At 60.6% G+C, this 18,753-nt stretch carries 13 protein-coding genes; 12 read left to right on the top strand and 1 reads right to left on the bottom strand.

Annotated features, from left to right (window positions below; translation table 11 throughout):
* Positions 1–236: 236 nt before the first annotated feature.
* From rpmE to IB246_RS09455, 3 genes are all read left to right on the top strand, one after another.
* On the top strand, positions 237–455 hold the full coding sequence (rpmE, locus tag IB246_RS09465; RefSeq protein ID WP_008025207.1) for a 50S ribosomal protein L31: 219 nt from the start codon (positions 237–239) through the stop codon (positions 453–455).
* Positions 456–466: 11 nt separating this feature from the next.
* Positions 467–1,279, top strand: a complete 813-nt coding sequence (locus IB246_RS09460; RefSeq protein WP_008041863.1) for a thermonuclease family protein — start codon at positions 467–469, stop codon at positions 1,277–1,279.
* Between the two features lie 183 nt (positions 1,280–1,462).
* Positions 1,463–2,731, top strand: a complete 1,269-nt coding sequence (locus IB246_RS09455; protein WP_008025204.1) for a malic enzyme-like NAD(P)-binding protein — start codon at positions 1,463–1,465, stop codon at positions 2,729–2,731.
* 281 nt (positions 2,732–3,012) lie between these two features.
* On the opposite strand, the gene IB246_RS09450 is transcribed toward IB246_RS09455, so the two are convergent.
* Entirely contained in the window at positions 3,013–5,448 is a 2,436-nt protein-coding gene (locus IB246_RS09450) for a penicillin-binding protein 1A (protein ID WP_412548148.1), read from the bottom strand.
* A gap of 218 nt (positions 5,449–5,666) precedes the next feature.
* Between IB246_RS09450 and IB246_RS09445 the strand changes: the two genes are divergently transcribed.
* The 9 genes from IB246_RS09445 (at position 5,667) to gltB (ending at position 18,746) form a co-directional block, all read left to right on the top strand.
* Entirely contained in the window at positions 5,667–6,731 is a 1,065-nt protein-coding gene (locus IB246_RS09445) for a pilus assembly protein PilM (protein WP_008041861.1), read from the top strand.
* Entirely contained in the window at positions 6,731–7,297 is a 567-nt protein-coding gene (locus IB246_RS09440; RefSeq protein WP_008041859.1) for a PilN domain-containing protein, read from the top strand. The genes IB246_RS09445 and IB246_RS09440 overlap by 1 nt, the downstream gene beginning before the upstream one ends.
* Positions 7,294–7,917 carry a type 4a pilus biogenesis protein PilO gene (gene pilO, locus IB246_RS09435; protein ID WP_008041857.1) on the top strand — a complete coding sequence of 208 codons (624 nt, stop codon included), beginning with the start codon at positions 7,294–7,296 and terminating at the stop codon, positions 7,915–7,917. Before IB246_RS09440 ends, pilO begins: the two co-directional genes overlap by 4 nt.
* Positions 7,914–8,441: a pilus assembly protein PilP gene (locus IB246_RS09430; RefSeq protein WP_008041856.1), complete on the top strand. Its 528-nt coding sequence runs from the start codon at positions 7,914–7,916 to the stop codon at positions 8,439–8,441. Before pilO ends, IB246_RS09430 begins: the two co-directional genes overlap by 4 nt.
* Before the next feature lie 13 nt (positions 8,442–8,454).
* Positions 8,455–10,539, top strand: a complete 2,085-nt coding sequence (gene pilQ / locus IB246_RS09425) for a type IV pilus secretin PilQ (protein WP_008041855.1) — start codon at positions 8,455–8,457, stop codon at positions 10,537–10,539.
* Positions 10,540–10,543: 4 nt separating this feature from the next.
* A complete protein-coding gene (gene aroK, locus IB246_RS09420) occupies positions 10,544–11,062 on the top strand; it encodes a shikimate kinase AroK (protein WP_032828585.1) in 519 nt (172 codons plus the stop codon).
* A gap of 151 nt (positions 11,063–11,213) precedes the next feature.
* Positions 11,214–12,314, top strand: coding sequence for a 3-dehydroquinate synthase (gene aroB, locus IB246_RS09415; RefSeq protein WP_008041853.1), 1,101 nt, complete (start codon positions 11,214–11,216; stop codon positions 12,312–12,314).
* A gap of 10 nt (positions 12,315–12,324) precedes the next feature.
* The gene (locus IB246_RS09410; protein WP_008041851.1) at positions 12,325–13,950 is read left to right on the top strand and encodes an AAA family ATPase; all 1,626 of its coding nucleotides are present in this window, start codon (positions 12,325–12,327) and stop codon (positions 13,948–13,950) included.
* A 350-nt stretch (positions 13,951–14,300) separates the two neighbouring features.
* Positions 14,301–18,746 (top strand): glutamate synthase large subunit, encoded by a 4,446-nt coding sequence (gltB, locus tag IB246_RS09405; protein WP_192230019.1) that lies wholly within the window; start codon positions 14,301–14,303, stop codon positions 18,744–18,746.
* The last annotated feature ends 7 nt before the right edge of the window (positions 18,747–18,753 follow it).

Genomic DNA, 18,753 nt, shown 5'->3' with positions numbered 1-18,753 from the left:
AGGAGTGAGCCTGCTCGCGATAGCAATCTTGCAGTCAACATTGCGGCGACTGGCAGACCGTTATCGCGAGCAGGCTCACTCCTACAGGGGATCGCGTATTGGGTCGGGAGCCTAGCAGACGGTCGGTCTCAGCGACAGCTTGCGTGATTGAGATTGTCTGGTAGAATCCGCGGCCTAATTACGTGCGGTATTCAACAATAGTGTTGGGTGGCGGCACGCAGCCTGAGGAAGACACCATGAAAGCTGATATCCATCCAGAATACCCAGCCATCGCTGTTACCTGCAGCTGTGGCAACAAGTTCGAAACCCGTTCGACCTTCGGCAAAGCCCTGGCGATCGACGTTTGCAACGAATGCCACCCGTTCTACACCGGTAAGCAAAAGACTCTGGACACTGGCGGCCGCGTTCAGCGCTTCGCAGACCGTTTCGGTGCTTTCGGCGCGAAAAAGGCCTAAGGCCAATCATTTTGGAAGGTCGTTCCGGCTTCTCCAGACTGATAAAAAAGGCGTCCCTTGCGGGCGCCTTTTTTGTGTCCGCGATTTGGCTTTCGGGCGCCCAGGCCTTCTGCCCGGTGCCGGATGGGCTGACGTCGGTCGCGGTGCAACGGGTGGTGGATGGCGACACGCTGCGCCTGAGCGATGGCCGCAGCGTGCGCATGATCGGCTTGAATACGCCCGAGCTGGGCAAGCAGGGCCGCTCCGACGAGCCGTTTGCCGTGGCGGCGCGCAAGCGCCTGGAAGCATTGGTGGCTGCCAGCGGCGGGCGGGTCGGTGTGCTGCCGGGTAAAGAGAGCAAGGATCACTACGGTCGTACCCTTGCGCATCTTTATGGCGCCGATGGCGCCAACCTCGAAGCGCAGATGCTCGCAGAAGGGCTCGGTTTCCAGGTGGCGGTCGCGCCGAATGTCGATCTGGTGGCCTGTCAGCAAACAGCGGAACGCAGTGCGCGGCAAGCCGGGCTCGGTGTGTGGCGCCAGTCGCCTGTACTGAAAGCGGAGCAGATCAACACGTCCGGCTTCGCGGTGGTCAGTGGGCGTGTGAGCAAGGTTCAGCGCAATCGCGGCGGTGTTTGGATCGAGTTGCAGGATTCTCTTGTACTGCGTGTTGCGCCCAATTTGCTGGGGCAATTTGATGGTGCGGCGCTGGAGCGCCTGAAAGGCAAGCAGGTCGAGGCCCGTGGCTGGATCGTGGACCGTTCGCGCCGTGGCGGATTGCAAGCGGGGCAAGCGCGCTGGCTCCTTCCATTGACCGATCCGGCGATGTTGCAAGCGGCGCCTTGATAAAAAAATTGTAGACATTTTTATTGTCGATTGTGAACAGTCTATCCCTTGTGTTCCGTGGCTCTTGGCCCAAAGTCGTAGGGCGGGGCGCTTGACAGGGGTGACTGGTCAGTCTTGTGGGGACTTTGCGAGGCGCGTATCCTCGCTGACCAGTCTGTCCAACAGTAAAAGCGGAATGCCCCCATGTCTGATCTGAAAACTGCCGCTCTCGAATATCACGCCCATCCTCGTCCAGGTAAGCTGAGTGTCGAGCTCACCAAGGCCACCGCTACCGCCCGCGACCTGTCGCTGGCCTACAGCCCCGGCGTAGCCGAACCAGTACGCGAAATCGCCCGCGATCCTGAACTGGCCTACAAATACACCGGTAAAGGCAACCTGGTTGCAGTCATTTCCGATGGCACCGCGATTCTGGGCCTGGGTAACCTCGGCCCATTGGCTTCCAAGCCAGTGATGGAAGGTAAAGGCGTGCTGTTCAAGCGCTTCGCCGGCATCGACGTTTTCGACATCGAAGTCGACTCCGAAAGCCCGCAAGCCTTCATCGACACCGTCAAGCGCATCTCCATCACCTTCGGTGGCATCAACCTGGAAGACATCAAGGCACCTGAGTGCTTTGAGATCGAGCGCGCTCTGATCGAGCAGTGCGACATTCCGGTATTCCACGATGACCAGCACGGCACCGCAATCGTGACTGCCGCCGGCATGATCAACGCCCTGGAAATCGCTGGCAAAACCCTCGCCGACGCCAAGATCGTCTGCCTGGGTGCCGGTGCGGCCGCCATCTCCTGCATGAAATTGCTGGTGAGCATGGGCGCCAACATCGAAAACATCTACATGGTTGACCGTACCGGTGTGATCCACTCCGGCCGTGACGACCTGAACCAGTACAAGGCTGTCTTCGCTCACGCGACCGACAAGCGCACCCTGGCTGACGCCCTGCAAGGCGCAGACGTGTTCGTCGGCCTGTCCGGTCCGAACCTGCTGAGCGCTGAAGGCCTGCTGTCCATGGCGGCCAACCCGATCGTGTTCGCGTGCTCGAACCCGGATCCGGAAATCTCCCCGGAACTGGCACACGCCACCCGTAACGACGTGATCATGGCGACCGGCCGTTCGGACTACCCGAACCAGGTCAACAACGTACTGGGCTTCCCGTTCATCTTCCGTGGTGCCCTGGACGTTCGCGCCAAGCGCATCAACGAAGAAATGAAAGTGGCAGCGGCCAACGCCCTGCGTGAACTGGCCAAACTGCCGGTTCCTCAGGAAGTGTGCGACGCCTACGGCGGCATCAAGCTGGAATTCGGTCGTGAGTACATCATTCCGAAGCCAATGGACAAGCGTCTGATCACCCTGATCTCCGATGCCGTGGCCAAGGCTGCAATCGAGACCGGCGTGGCAACCCTGCCGTATCCGAAGAACTACCCGCTGAAAAGCGTGGATGATGTGTTCAACGGCTAAGCCGTTGTAACGCTTCAACCGAAGCCCCGGCTCTTGTGAGCCGGGGTTTTTTATTGTCTGTGGTTTGTGTGTTGCCTGTGCGGGCCTCTTCGCGGGCAAGTCGGATCGCCGCACCGCTCGCTCCTACGGGTTTTGTGCCGGTCGCGAAAACTGCGTACAACACAAAACCCGTAGGAGCGAGGCTCGCCCGCGAAGAGGCCGGGTAATACAACCCATAAATCGCAGGCAACAAAAAGCCCCGCACTTCTCTCGAAGGCGGGGCTTTTCGGGTGGTGCTGCGATCAGAACAAATCGATCGGCGCCGCTTCATCCGCTGGCAGAGGGCTGCCCGGCGCATTGCCGTTGCCCAGCTCATTCACCGACGGTGGCGTATCTTCGGCCTTGAACAGCTCGAAGTACGCTCCAGGCGTGCCTGGGGTGGCTGCCCGGCCGCTGATCGGGTCAACCCGCAGGCTGAGGATGCCTTCCGGTTCCGGTTGCGTGTGCGGCGGCTTGTCTTTGAGCGCGGCGCCCATGTAGTTCATCCAGATCGGCAGGGCGACGGTGCCGCCGAACTCGCGTTTGCCCAGGCTTTCCGGCTGGTCGAAACCGGTCCAGACGGTGGTCACGTAATCGGCGTTATAGCCCGAGAACCAGGCATCCTTCGATTCGTTGGTCGTACCGGTTTTGCCTGCAATGTCGGGGCGCCCCAAGGCCAGTGCGCGACGGCCGGTGCCGAGTTTGATCACGTCCTCGAGCATGCTGTTGAGGATGTAAGTGGTGCGACCATCGACAATGCGTTCGGCCACGGCCGGCGCCTGAGGTGTTGGCAGGCCTGGAGCTTCGCCCGGCGTCGCATTGACCGTAAAGGCCTCGGCGGTCGGCGCGGCGATGCCGTCGGTGGCCACATCGCCTTTCGGCACGCTTGGTGGATTGGCGACGAACAACGTGTCGCCATTGCGGCTTTCGATCTTGTCGATGATGTACGGGGTGATCTTGAAGCCGCCGTTGGCGAACGTGCTCCAGCCGGTGGCGATTTCCATTGGCGTCAGGGTCGCGGTGCCCAGGGCCAGCGACAGGTTGCGCGGCAGGTCCTGCTTGTTGAAGCCGAACTTGCTGATGTAGTCGATGGTGCGATCGACGCCCAGCGCCTGCACCAGGCGGATCGACACCAGGTTGCGCGACTTGTACAGCCCTTCACGCAGACGGATCGGGCCGAGGAAAGTGTTGGTGTCGTTCTTCGGACGCCAGACCTTGTCCAGGTACTCGTCGACGAACACGATCGGTGCGTCGTTCACCAGGCTGGCGGCGGTGTAGCCGTTATCCAGCGCGGCGCTGTACACGAACGGTTTGAAGCTTGAGCCCGGCTGACGCTTGGCCTGCAGGGCACGGTTGTAGTTGCTCTGTTCGAAGGCGAAGCCGCCGACCAGCGAGCGAATTGCGCCGTTCTGCGGATCAAGGGAGACCAGTGCGCCCTGAGCTTGCGGGATCTGGCTGAATTTCAGCGAATTGTCCGGCTGACGCTGTACGCGAATCAGATCACCGACCTGAGCCACATCCGAGGGCTGCTTCGGATTGGCGCCCATGCTGTTGGTGTTCAGGAACGGCCGCGCCCATTTCATGCTGTCCCAGCCGATGTGTTCGTCGCCGGTACGAGTCAGCACTTGCAGGCCGTTCTTCTCGACCTGCGTGACGATGGCCGGCTCAAGGCCGCTGATGGTGCGCTGCTTGGTCAGCTCCGAGATCCAGGCCTCACGGGTCTTGCCCGGCAGGCGCGACTCGGGACCGCGATAGCCGTGACGCTGATCGTAGGTCATCAGGCCTTCGTGGACGGCCGTGTTGGCCATTTCCTGCAGGTTGCTCGGCACGGTGGTCGTGACGCGGAAACCCTCGGTGTAGGCATCGCTGCCGTAGCGGCCGACCATTTCGGCGCGGGCCATTTCAGCAATGTACGGCGCGTTCACTTCCGGGGTCGGCACGTGATAGCTGGCGTTCAGCGGCTCGTTGATCGCGGCGGTGTAATCGCTCTCGGTGATCTTGCCGAGCTTGTACATGCGGCCAAGGATCCAGTCGCGACGTTCCTTGCTGCGAGCCGGATTGGCCAGTGGGTTGAAGCGCGACGGAGCTTTCGGCAGGCCGGCGATCATCGCCATCTGCGCCAGGCTGACGTCACGAATCGACTTGCCGTAGTAAACCTGCGCCGCGGCCTCGATGCCGTAGGCGCGGTTGCCCAGGTAGATCTTGTTGACGTACAGCTCGAGGATCTCGTCCTTGGTCAGCTGCCGTTCGATCTGCAGGGCCAGGAGGATTTCAGTGGTCTTGCGCGAGAAGCTGCGTTCGCTGGTCAGGAAGAAGTTCTTCGCCACCTGCATGGTGATGGTGCTGCCGCCGGACTGGATGTGTCCGCTTTTGACTAATTGGGTGGCGGCACGCATCAGGCTGCTGGGATCGACGCCGTAGTGGTTGGCGAAATTGTCGTCTTCAGCACTTAGTAACGCATTAATGAAATTGGGGGGAATGTCGGCGAAACGGATCGGTGTACGGCGCATTTCGCCAAACTCTGCGATCAACTTGTTGTCGCTGCTGTAGACGCGCAATGGAATCTGCAACTGGATGCTTCGCAGTGCCTCCACAGAAGGCAATCCCGGACTAAGGTAAAGAAACGCGCCGCTCAGACCAAGGAGCAGTCCGCAGAAAACGGCGACGATGGACCAACCGAAGAATTTCAGCAGACGAATCAAGGCTTTGGGATATCCAGGGCAAAGAATGAATTAGGCAGCAGGGTTCAGATAAACAGGGAACGACCCGCGCTTGCAGTAAAAACCGGAAAAAAACGCTGGGCATTATAAGCATTTTTACGTCGAGAGCGTCATTTGCGCTGCTGTCAAGACGGGTGGTTTGAACGCAACGGACATTACAGAGTCCGTAAGACACGGATAGTCATAGGGAATTGGTAGTGCTAGGACTCTTCAATAAAAAAGCCAATACGCTTTTGGGGATCGACATCAGCTCCACGTCGGTGAAACTTCTGGAGTTAAGCCGCCAGGGCGACCGCTATCGGGTCGAGGCTTATGCGGTTGAACCGCTACCCGCCAACGCAGTGGTCGAGAAAAATATCGCCGAACTCGAAGGCGTGGGTCAGGCCCTTTCACGCGTGCTGCTCAAGGCCAGAACCAGCCTCAAGAATGTGGCCGTAGCCGTGGCCGGTTCTGCCGTCATCACCAAAACCATCGAAATGGATGCAGGTCTTTCCGACGACGAGCTGGAAAACCAGCTGAAGATCGAGGCCGATCAATACATCCCTTATCCACTGGACGAAGTCGCCATCGACTTTGAAGTACAGGGCGTATCGGCACGCAACCCGGAACGGGTCAGTGTGCTGCTGGCAGCCTGTCGCAAGGAAAACGTCGAAGTCCGTGAAGCGGCGCTCGCACTGGCCGGCCTGACGGCGCGCGTGGTCGATGTCGAGGCTTACGCGCTGGAGCGCTCATTCGGCCTGCTGACCGGGCATCTGGCGGCGTCTCGCGAGGATCTGACGGTCGCCGTGGTCGACATCGGCGCGACCATGACCACCCTGAGCGTGCTGCGCAACGGGAAAATCATCTACACCCGCGAACAGTTGTTCGGCGGTCGTCAACTGACGGAAGAAATCCAGCGGCGTTATGGCCTGACCGTTGAGCAAGCGGGGCTGGCGAAGAAGCAGGGCGGTTTGCCGGACGATTACGTCAGCGAAGTGTTGCAGCCCTTCCGTGATGCGCTGGTGCAGCAAGTGTCGCGTTCGTTGCAGTTTTTCTTCGCTTCCGGCCAGTACACCTCGGTCGACCATATCCTGTTGGCTGGCGGCACCGCTTCGGTTCCGGGGCTGGACCGATTGATCGAGGAGCGTCTGGGCACTTCGACGCAAGTGGCCAATCCATTCTCCGACATGACCCTGGGCAGCAAGGTCAACGCCGGTGCCCTGGCCAGCGACGCGCCGGCGCTGATGATCGCCTGCGGGTTAGCCCTCAGGAGCTTCGACTGATGGCGCGGATCAACCTTTTACCTTGGCGCGAAGAGCTGCGGGACGCACGTCGCAAACGCTTTTTGCTGGCGCTGGTCGGCGTGCTGGTGGGCGCTGTGGCAGTGGTGCTGGTCGCGGATCGGGCCATCAACGGCGCCATCGACCGACAGGTCGCCCGAAACGATTACATCGGTAAACAGATTGCGGTGGTCGACGAGCGGATCAAACAGATCAGCGACCTCAAGGCGCGGCGTCAGCAACTGGTCGAACGCATGCGCATCATTCAGGACCTGCAAGGCAACCGTCCGATCAGCGGGCGGATCTTCGATCAGTTGGCGCGCACCTTGCCGGATGGGGTCTATTTCACCGAGGTGAAAATGGAAGGTAAAACCCTGTCCATCACCGGCGCGGCAGAATCCAATAACCGAGTTTCCGACTTGATGCGCAATCTGGATGCATCGGACTGGTTCGATGCGCCCACCCTGACAGAGGTCAAGGCGACCACCGCAGGCCAACTGGATCAGGCCAACGTCTTTCAGTTGACCGTGCGCCAGACCCAGCCTGCTGCCGTGGAGGCCGTTCAATGAGGCCGGCCGAATGGATCGAAGGGCTGCGCAAGATCGACATCAACGATCTGGACACCAACAACATGGGGTCCTGGCCGCCCGCCATCAAGGCGCTGGCGGGTCTTCTATTGATGATTCTGGTGTTGGCGCTGGGCTACAGCTTTTCCATCAGCGACCTTGAGAGCCAGCTTGAACTCAAGCGCGAGGAAGAGTCGACCCTCAAGGAGCAATTCGCCACCAAGGCCCACATGGCGGCGAATCTTGAGCTGTACACCCAGCAGATGAAGGAAATGGAGAACTCCTTCGGCGTACTCCTGCGGCAATTGCCCAGCGACACCGAAGTGCCCGGTCTGCTGGAGGACATCACCCGTACCGGCCTCGGAAGCGGGCTGGAGTTTGAAGAGATCAAACTGCTGCCAGAGGTGACCCAGCCTTTCTACATCGAACTGCCGATCCAGATCACCGTCACCGGTGCCTATCATGACCTCGCCACGTTCGTCAGTGGCGTGGCGGGGCTGCCACGGATCGTCACCCTGCATGACTTCGACCTTGCCCCGGCCAACCCCGAAGGCGGCGCGAAATTGCGCATGAGCATCCTCGCCAAGACTTACCGCTACAACGACAAGGGGCTGCAAAAATGAGCCCGGTTCGTATTTTTCCGATGATCGGGATGTTGGCCGCCCTGGCCGGTTGTGGTGGCAGCAACGACTTCAGTGATCTCGACGCTTACATGAACGAAATGCGTCTGCGTGCGCCGGGCAGGATTGAACCAACGCCGACATTCCGGTCTTACCCAACGTTCACCTACAGCGCCGCTAACTTGCGAAGCCCGTTTTCCCGGCAGCTCAGAGTTGATCTGGCCGGCCAGAAGCATGGCGCGCGCAATGTCAAACCAGACCCCAGCCGGGTCAAGCAGTACCTCGAAGGTTTCAACATCGAGCAGTTTGAAATGGTCGGCACGATCTCCAATGCGGCGGGCTCCTTTGCGCTGTTGCGCGGGGCGGGCGGTGTGCATCGGCTGAAAGTCGGCGATTACCTGGGGCGCAACGATGGCCGGATCGTCGCCATCAGCGGCTCGCAAGTCGATGTGGTCGAAATCGTTCCTGACGGCGAAGGCGCCTGGCTGGAGCGGCCACGGACTATCCCTTTGAAAGAGCACTCATAGTGGAACTCGAATAATGAACAGGATTTTCGCAACCTTCGGTATTTCGCTATGGATAGCGTTGCTGTCGCCGATGGTACAAGCGGCCAACCTCAAGGCGCTGGATGTTGCCGCGCTGCCGGGAGACCGCGTCGAGTTGAAGTTGTCATTCGATGGCGCGCCGCCGGCGCCCCACGGTTACACGACGGAGCAGCCTGCGCGGATTGCGCTGGATCTGCCTGGCGTGGTCAGCCAGTTGGCGAGCAAGACCCGTGATCTTGGTGGCGGCAACGCCCGCAGCGCCACAGTGGTGGAAGCCAAGGACCGCACGCGTCTGATCATCAACCTGACTCAATTGACCCCGTACACCGCACGGGTCGAAGGTAACAACCTGTTTGTTGTGGTCGGGCGGGGAGGCAGTAACGCTGCCGCGCCTGCCGCCAGGCCTTCGCGGGTCGCCACGGCAACTGCGGCGCCGGCCAAGGCTTATGCGCCGGCGAGCAAGGCCATTCGCGGCGTGGATTTCCAGCGTGGAACCCAAGGCGAAGGCAACGTGGTCATCGACCTGTCGGACCCTTCCATCGCCCCGGACATTCAGGAGCGCGATGGCAGGATTGTCCTTAATTTTGCCAGAACCCAATTACCGGAACCTCTGCGAGTGCGCCTGGACGTCAAGGATTTCGCCACGCCGGTGCAGTTCGTCAACGCCAGTGCCACTGGTGACAGGGCGACCATCAGCATCGAGCCCAGCGGCGCCTTCGATTACTCGACCTACCAGACCGACAACAAGCTGACCGTCAGCATTCGCCCGATGACCGTCGATGACCTGCAAAAGCGCAACGCCGAACGTTTTGCCTACACCGGTGAAAAGCTCTCGCTGAACTTCCAGGACATTGACGTGCGCTCGGTGCTGCAACTGATCGCCGACTTCACCAACCTCAATCTGGTGGCCAGCGACACGGTGCAGGGCGGTATCACCTTGCGCCTGCAAAACGTGCCATGGGATCAGGCGCTGGACCTGGTGCTGAAAACCAAGGGGCTGGACAAACGCAAGATCGGCAACGTGTTGCTGGTGGCGCCGGCCGACGAGATTGCCGCGCGCGAACGTCAGGAGCTGGAGTCGCAGAAGCAGATTGCCGATCTGGCGCCATTGCGTCGTGAGCTGCTGCAGGTCAATTACGCCAAGGCGGCGGATATCGCCAAGTTGTTCACGTCGGTGACCAGTGCCGAGGCAAAAGTGGATGAGCGGGGTTCGATCACTGTCGATGACCGGACCAACAACATCATTGCCTATCAGACCCAGGATCGCCTCGACGAGCTTCGCCGGATCGTCGCGCAACTGGACATCCCGGTGCGTCAGGTGATGATCGAGGCGCGAATCGTCGAAGCCAACGTCGACTATGACAAAAGCCTCGGCGTGCGCTGGGGCGGTTCGTTGCAGAACAAAGGCAACTGGAACACATCCGGGGTCAGCAACGGCGCCGATGCTTCGTCGACCATCGGCACGCCTGGCAGCACCAGTACCAACTCGCCGTTCGTCGATATGGGCGCCGCCGCCAATACCTCGGGGCTCGGCATCGCCTTCATCACTGACAATGTGCTGCTGGATCTTGAGCTGACCGCGATGGAGAAAACCGGTAACGGCGAAATCGTCTCACAGCCCAAAGTGGTCACGTCCGACAAGGAAACCGCAAAAATCCTCAAAGGCACCGAGATCCCGTACCAGGAGGCCAGCTCCAGCGGCGCCACATCGGTGTCCTTCAAAGAGGCCTCGTTGTCGCTGGAAGTGACGCCGCAGATCACCCCGGACAATCGGATCATCATGGAGGTCAAGGTCACCAAGGACGAACCGGACTACCTGAACAAGGTCCAGGATGTACCGCCGATCAAGAAAAACGAGGTCAACGCCAAGGTCCTGGTCAATGACGGCGAGACCATCGTAATCGGTGGCGTTTTCTCAAATACTCAGAGCAAGGTTGTAGATAAGGTGCCATTTCTCGGCGATGTGCCGTATCTTGGCCGCCTTTTCCGGCGTGACGTGGTTTCGGAGAAAAAATCCGAGCTGCTGGTATTTCTCACTCCGCGTATCATGAACAACCAGGCGATTGCTGTGAGTCATTGATTCTGTGCGAAATTTGATTCTTGTTGGACCGATGGGGGCTGGAAAAAGCACCATCGGCCGGTTGCTGGCCAAAGAGCTGCGCCTGCCATTCAAAGATTCCGATAAGGAAATTGAATTGCGCACGGGCGCCAATATCCCATGGATCTTCGATAAGGAAGGCGAACCGGGCTTTCGTGACCGCGAGCAGGCGATGATTGCCGAGCTGTGCGATTGCGACGGCGTGGTGCTGGCGACCGGTGGCGGTGCAGTCATGCGCGAAGCCAATCGTCGGGCGCTGCGTGCCGGTGGTCGGGTGGTTTATCTGCACGCTTCCGTGGAGCAGCAGGTCGGCCGCACTGCCCGCGACCGCAATCGGCCACTGTTGCGTACTGCCGACCCGGCCAAGACCCTTCGGGATTTGCTGGAGTTGCGCGACCCGCTTTATCGGGAAATCGCCGACCTGGTGGTTGAAACGGATGAGCGGCCGCCGCGTATGGTGGTGCTCGATATTCTCGAGCGCTTGCAGCAGCTGCCTCCCCGTTAAAGCGCAGCGCGAAATGCGCTATCCTCGGCGTCCTGCCACGACCGCTCAAGGTTGTGGCGGATGGCTACCGAACGGCGTCACACCATCAGATGCCCTGGATACTCGATAACTCAAGGCGGGATGCCTGATTTCATCTTCACTGTGGGGACACATGCAGACACTCAAGGTCGATCTAGGCGAGCGTAGCTACCCGATTCATATTGGCGAAGGTTTGTTGGATCAGCCTGAGCTGCTGGCCCCGCATATTCGCGGACGGCAAGTGGCGATCATCTCCAACGAAACCGTTGCGCCGCTCTATCTTGAACGTCTGACCCGCAGCCTTGCACAGTATTCGGTGATTTCCGTGGTGCTGCCCGACGGCGAAGCCTTCAAGACCTGGGAAACCCTGCAACTGATTTTCGACGGCTTGCTGACCGCACGACACGACCGTCGCACGACCGTGATCGCCCTCGGTGGCGGCGTGATTGGCGACATGGCCGGGTTTGCCGCCGCCTGTTACCAGCGTGGCGTCGATTTCATCCAGGTTCCAACCACTCTGTTGTCGCAAGTCGATTCCTCGGTGGGCGGCAAGACCGGGATCAATCATCCGCTGGGCAAAAACATGGTCGGCGCGTTCTATCAGCCGAACGTGGTGCTGATCGATACCGCCTCCCTCAATACCCTGCCGGCCCGCGAGTTGTCCGCCGGGCTTGCTGAAGTCATCAAATACGGCTTGATCTGCGACGAGCCCTTCCTGACCTGGCTTGAAGAAAACGTCGATCGCCTGCGCGCCCTGGACCAGGTCGCCCTGACCTATGCCATCGAACGCTCCTGCGCGGCGAAGGCAGCGGTGGTCGGCGCCGATGAAAAGGAAACCGGCGTTCGCGCCACGTTGAACCTGGGCCACACGTTCGGCCACGCCATCGAAACCCACATGGGCTATGGTGTCTGGCTGCATGGTGAAGCGGTCGCTGCCGGTACGGTAATGGCGTTGGAAATGTCCACGCGTCTGGGCTGGATCAGTGAGCAAGAGCGTGATCGCGGCATTCGCCTGTTCCAGCGTGCCGGCCTGCCGGTCATCCCGCCTGAAGAGATGACTGAAGCCGATTTTCTCGAACACATGGCAATTGACAAGAAAGTGATCGACGGTCGTTTGCGCCTGGTGCTGCTGCGCCACATGGGCGAAGCAGTGGTGACCGACGATTATCCGAAAGAGGTTCTACAGGCCACGCTGGGAGCGGATTACCGCGCCCTGGCTCAGCTTAAAGGTTAATAAGATCCCGATGACTAGTTTGCACGCCGACGAGGCTTTCCTCGGCCATTACCAGTTGAGTCATGACCCTTTTGCTCCACGGGTGCCTGGCTTCAAATTCTTCCCGGCCCAGCGCAAACCTGTGCTGGGTCAGCTGCACCACCTGGCCCGTTACAGCCAGTTGCTGCTGGTGGTCACCGGCCCGCAAGGCAGTGGCAAGACCCTGTTGCGTCAGGCCCTGGTGGCCAGCACCAATAAACAGTCCGTTCAAAGCGTGGTGGTTTCCGCCCGTGGCGCCGGTGATGCGGCGGGCGTGCTGCGTCAAGTGGCTCAGGCGCTGAACGTCGCCGAGGCCGAGACCGGCGCGATTCTGGCTCAGGTCGTGCAGCTCGCGCTGACCGGTCAGGAAGTCTATTTGCTGGTGGACGACGCCGAGCAGCTCGACGAGTCCGCGCTCGAAGCCTTGATGGAGCTGGCCGCCGGTGCGCCGGAAGGCCGCCCGCACGTGTTCCTGTTCGGCGAATCCTCGCTGATCGCTCAACTTGAGGCGCTGAGCCTTGAAGAAGAGCGCTTCCACGTCATCGAGCTGCAGCCTTACACCGAAGAAGAAACCCGCGAATATCTGGACCAGCGGCTCGAAGGTGCTGGACGGGGTATCGAACTTTTCACCGCAGAACAGATCTCTGATATTCACGAAAGCTCCGACGGCTGGCCTGGCAACATCAACCAGGTTGCCCGCGATGCAATGATCGAAGCCATGATTGCCAGCCGCTCAGCGGTCAAGCGTCCAAGTATGGGGTTCAACATGCCGAAGAAACACGTATTGGCGATTTCCGCCGTCGTCGTGGTCGCGGTAGCCGCCGCCTGGTTGATGCCGGGTCGCAGCAAAGCACCGACCACCGGCGCACCTGCCAACGAACAGGCGCAACTGCCGCTCGGGCAGGGCACGCCACAACCTAACAGCGGCGGCGCACCAGCCGTGGAATTCGCCGGTAATTCGCAACCGATGCCATTGCCGTTGGTCGGCAACTCGCAGCCGGTCATGCGTGGCCCGCTGGCTGAAGCCGCCGGTGGCATTACCGAGGGCGACGATGGCGTGCCGGTAGAGGGTTCCAGCGCTACACCGCCGACCGTGACCACCATCGCGCCTCCTGCGGGCATCCAGGCCGGTCCTGCGCCGACGCCAGCCGCCAAGCCGACGCCAGCGCCTGCACCAGCGCCTGCACCAGCGCCGACTCAGGTCGCGACGGCCAAGCCGGTTCCGACGGCGCCTGCAGTGAAGCCGGCACCAGCGCCTGCGCCAGCCAAGCCAGCGGCCGTCGCAACCGCCAAGCCTGCCGAGAAACCAGCGGCTGCGGCCAAGGCTGCCGGCGGCACCTGGTACGCCGGTCAGGCTCCGGGTAACTACGTGGTGCAGATCCTCGGCACCAGCTCCGAGGCGACTGCGCAAAACTTCGTGAAAGAGCAGGGCGGCGAGTACCGTTATTTCAAGAAAGTCCTCAACGGCAAGCCGCTTTACGTCATCACTTACGGTAACTTCGCCAACCGCGATGCAGCCGTTACCGCCATCAAGGCCTTGCCAGCGAAGGTTCAGGCTGGTAAACCTTGGCCTCGCACTGTCGCCAGCGTCCAACAGGAACTGGCAACAACTCGCTGAAGATTCGGCGGCCTTACCCAGGCCGCCTCTCCCGGCACCTCAAAATTTCTACAAGCGCATGCCGCCTCTACAGGCCGCGTGCCTTGTGGTGTCTGCGTCACAGTAGTCTTTGAGTCGTTGCAGTCAAAATTAAAAAAGTTTTGACTAGCACAGCAGATCGCTTTAAACCTTTCACAAATGCGACATAGATTTGCGACATTTCGTCGTCAAATTTGTGAGCCTCTGTGTCGGTGTGTACAATGACCTCCCTTTTGCCCCCGCAAAGCTGGCGTACGTTCGGCGCGGATGGTAAGTGGTTGAATTGAAAAGAAATTTGCCTCGATAAGAGGCAGCCTGGTGAGAAAGTGTCTATGAAAGCAGGTCTGTACCAACCAGATGAATTCAAGGATAACTGCGGTTTCGGCCTGATAGCCCATATGCAGGGCGAGCCCAGTCATACCCTTTTGCAAACGGCCATCGAGGCCCTGACCTGCATGACCCACCGCGGTGGGATCAACGCCGACGGCAAGACCGGTGACGGTTGCGGTCTGCTGATTCAAAAGCCGGACGTGTTCCTGCGAGCCATCGCCCAGGAAACCTTCGGCGTCGAACTGCCCAAGCAATATGCGGTGGGCATGGTCTTCTTCAACCAGGACCCGGTCAAAGCCGAAGCCGCTCGCGAGAACATGAACCGCGAGATACTGGCCGAAGGCCTGACCCTGGTCGGCTGGCGCAAAGTGCCGATCGACACCAGCGTCCTCGGTCGCCTGGCCCTTGAGCGCCTGCCGCAGATCGAGCAGGTCTACATCGGCGGTGAAGGCCTGAGCGATCAGGACATGGCGATCAAGCTGTTCAGCGCCCGTCGTCGCTCGTCCGTGGCCAACGCCGCCGACGTCGATCACTACATCTGCAGCTTTTCGCACAAGACCATCATCTACAAAGGCCTGATGATGCCGGCGGATTTGACCGCCTTCTATCCAGACCTCAGCGATCAGCGCCTGCAAACCTCGATTTGCGTGTTCCACCAGCGCTTTTCCACCAACACCCTGCCGAAATGGCCGCTGGCCCAGCCATTCCGCTTCCTCGCCCACAACGGCGAGATCAACACCATCACCGGCAACCGCAACTGGGCCCAGGCCCGTCGCACCAAGTTCACCAACGATCTGATGGATCTGGAAGAACTCGGCCCGCTGGTGAACCGCGTCGGTTCCGACTCCTCCAGCATGGACAACATGCTCGAGCTGATGGTCACCGGTGGCATCGACCTGTTCCGTGGCGTGCGGATGATCATTCCGCCTGCGTGGCAGAACGTCGAAACCATGGACCCGGACCTGCGTGCGTTCTACGAATACAACTCGATGCACATGGAACCGTGGGACGGCCCGGCCGGCGTGGTAATGACCGATGGTCGTTACGCGGTGTGCCTGCTCGACCGTAACGGTCTGCGTCCGGCGCGTTGGGTCACCACCAAGAACGGTTTCATCACCCTGGCGTCGGAAATCGGTGTCTGGAACTACCAGCCTGAAGACGTGATCGCCAAGGGCCGCGTTGGCCCGGGCCAGATCTTTGCCGTGGACACCGAGACCGGCCAGATCCTCGACACCGACGCGATCGACAACCGTCTGAAGTCCCGTCATCCGTACAAGCAATGGCTGCGCAAGAATGCCCTGCGCATCCAGGCGACCATGGAAGACAACGACCACGGTTCGGCGTTCTACGATGTCGATCAGCTCAAGCAGTACATGAAGATGTATCAGGTCACGTTCGAAGAGCGCGACCAGGTGCTGCGTCCGCTCGGCGAGCAAGGCTACGAAGCCGTTGGCTCCATGGGCGACGATACGCCGATGGCCGTGCTGTCCCAGCGCGTGCGCACGCCGTACGACTATTTCCGCCAGCAGTTCGCGCAGGTGACTAACCCGCCGATCGACCCGCTGCGTGAAGCCATCGTCATGTCGCTGGAGATCTGCCTCGGTGCCGAGCGCAACATCTTCCAGGAGTCGCCGGAACACGCCTCGCGCGTAATCCTCAGCTCGCCGGTCATTTCCCCGGCCAAGTGGCGCTCGCTGATGAACCTCGATCGTCCGGGCTTCGAGCGCGCGATCATCGACCTCAACTACGACGAAAGCGTCGGCCTCGAAGCTGCCGTGCGCAACGTCGCCGATCAGGCTGAAGAAGCCGTTCGCGCCGGTCGCACCCAGATCGTCCTGAGCGACCGTCACATTGCACCGGGCAAGTTGCCGATCCACGCTTCCCTGGCCACCGGCGCGGTACACCACCGCCTGACCGAAAAAGGCCTGCGTTGCGACTCCAACATCCTGGTGGAAACCGCCACCGCACGCGACCCGCACCACTTTGCGGTGTTGATCGGCTTCGGCGCCTCGGCGGTCTATCCGTTCCTGGCTTATGAAGTGCTGGGCGACCTGATCCGTACCGGTGAAGTGCTGGGCGACCTCTATGAGGTGTTCAAGAACTACCGCAAAGGCATCACTAAAGGCCTGCTGAAGATCCTGTCGAAGATGGGTATCTCGACCATCGCTTCTTACCGCGGTGCTCAACTGTTCGAAGCCATCGGCCTGTCCGAGGAAGTCTGCGACCTGAGCTTCCGTGGCGTGCCGAGCCGCATCAAGGGCGCACGTTTCGTCGACATCGAAGCCGAGCAGAAAGCCCTCGCCGCCGAAGCCTGGAGCCCGCGCAAGCCGATCCAGCAAGGCGGTCTGCTGAAGTTCGTCCACGGTGGCGAATATCACGCCTACAACCCGGACGTGGTCAACACCCTGCAAGCCGCTGTGCAGCAGGGCGACTACAGCAAGTTCAAGGAATACACGTCGCTGGTGGACAACCGTCCGGTGTCGATGATCCGCGACCTGTTCAACGTCAAGACGCTGGCCACGCCGCTGGACATCAGCGAGATCGAACCGCTGGAATCGGTGCTCAAGCGCTTTGACTCCGCCGGCATTTCGCTTGGCGCACTGTCGCCGGAAGCTCACGAAGCCCTGGCCGAAGCCATGAACCGCCTCGGTGCGCGTTCCAACTCCGGCGAAGGCGGCGAAGACCCGGCGCGCTACGGCACCATCAAGAGCTCGAAAATCAAGCAAGTCGCGACTGGCCGTTTCGGTGTGACCCCGGAATACCTGGTCAACGCTGAAGTGCTGCAGATCAAGGTCGCTCAGGGCGCCAAGCCCGGCGAAGGCGGTCAACTGCCAGGTGGCAAGGTCAACGGTCTGATCGCCAAGCTGCGTTACGCAGTGCCGGGCGTGACCCTGATTTCGCCGCCGCCGCACCACGACATCTACTCGATCGAAGACTTGTCGCAGCTGATTTTCGACCTGAAACAAGTCAACCCGAAGGCGCTGGTCTCGGTGAAACTGGTAGCAGAAGCGGGCGTCGGCACCATCGCCGCCGGTGTGGCCAAGGCCTATGCGGACTTGATCACCATTTCCGGCTACGACGGCGGCACCGGCGCATCGCCGCTGACCTCGATCAAATACGCGGGCGCTCCGTGGGAACTCGGCCTGGCCGAAACCCACCAGACCCTGCGTGGCAACGACCTGCGCGGCAAAGTCCGGGTACAGACCGACGGCGGCCTGAAAACCGGCCTCGATGTGATCAAGGCGGCCATCCTCGGCGCTGAAAGCTTCGGTTTCGGCACCGCGCCAATGATTGCCCTGGGTTGCAAATACCTGCGTATCTGCCACCTGAACAACTGCGCCACCGGCGTCGCGACTCAGAACGAGAAGCTGCGTAAGGATCACTACATCGGCACCGTCGACATGGTGGTGAATTTCTTCACCTACGTCGCCGAAGAAACCCGTGAGTGGCTGGCCAAGCTGGGCGTGCGCTCCCTCGAAGAGCTGATCGGTCGCACCGATCTGCTGGAAGTCCTCGAAGGCCAGACCGCCAAGCAGAACCACCTGGACCTGACCCCGTTGCTGGGCAGCGATCACATCCCGGCAGACAAGCCTCAGTTCTGCCAGGTCGACCGCAACCCGCCGTTCGACAAAGGCCTGCTGGCCGAGAAAATGATCGATATGGCCACCTCGGCCATCAACGACATGAGCGGCGCCGAATTCGCGCTGGATATCTGCAACTGCGACCGTTCGATCGGCGCGCGGATCTCCGGTGAAATCGCGCGCAAGCACGGCAACCAAGGCATGGCGAACGCGCCGATCACCTTCCGCTTCAAAGGGACGGCCGGTCAGAGCTTCGGTGTGTGGAACGCCGGCGGTTTGAACATGTACCTGGAAGGCGACGCCAACGACTACGTCGGCAAAGGCATGACCGGTGGCAAACTGGTCATCGTTCCGCCGAAGGGCAGCGCCTACAAGACTCAGGACAGTGCCATCATCGGCAACACCTGCCTGTACGGCGCCACCGGCGGCAAGTTGTTCGCTACCGGCACTGCGGGCGAGCGTTTCGCCGTGCGTAACTCCGGTGCTCACACCGTGGTGGAAGGCACTGGCGATCACTGCTGCGAGTACATGACCGGTGGTTTCGTCTGCGTCCTGGGCAAAACCGGTTACAACTTCGGCTCAGGCATGACCGGCGGTTTCGCCTACGTGCTCGATCAGGACAACACCTTCGTTGACCGGGTCAACCACGAACTGGTGGAAATCCAGCGGATCAGCGGCGAAGCGATGGAAGCCTACCGTAGCCACCTGCAACGCGTGCTGAACGAGTACGTCGAGGAAACCGACAGCGAGTGGGGTCGTGAACTCGCGGAAAACCTCGATGACTACCTGCGCCGTTTCTGGTTGGTCAAGCCCAAGGCTGCCAGCTTGAAAACGTTGCTTTCCAGCACCCGTGCCAACCCGCAGTGATATGCGC

This window comes from Pseudomonas sp. PDM01, from assembly GCF_014852325.1.
In the GTDB taxonomy this organism is placed as follows: domain Bacteria; phylum Pseudomonadota; class Gammaproteobacteria; order Pseudomonadales; family Pseudomonadaceae; genus Aquipseudomonas; species Aquipseudomonas migulae.
This window is presented reverse-complemented; position numbering and strand designations above follow the sequence as displayed.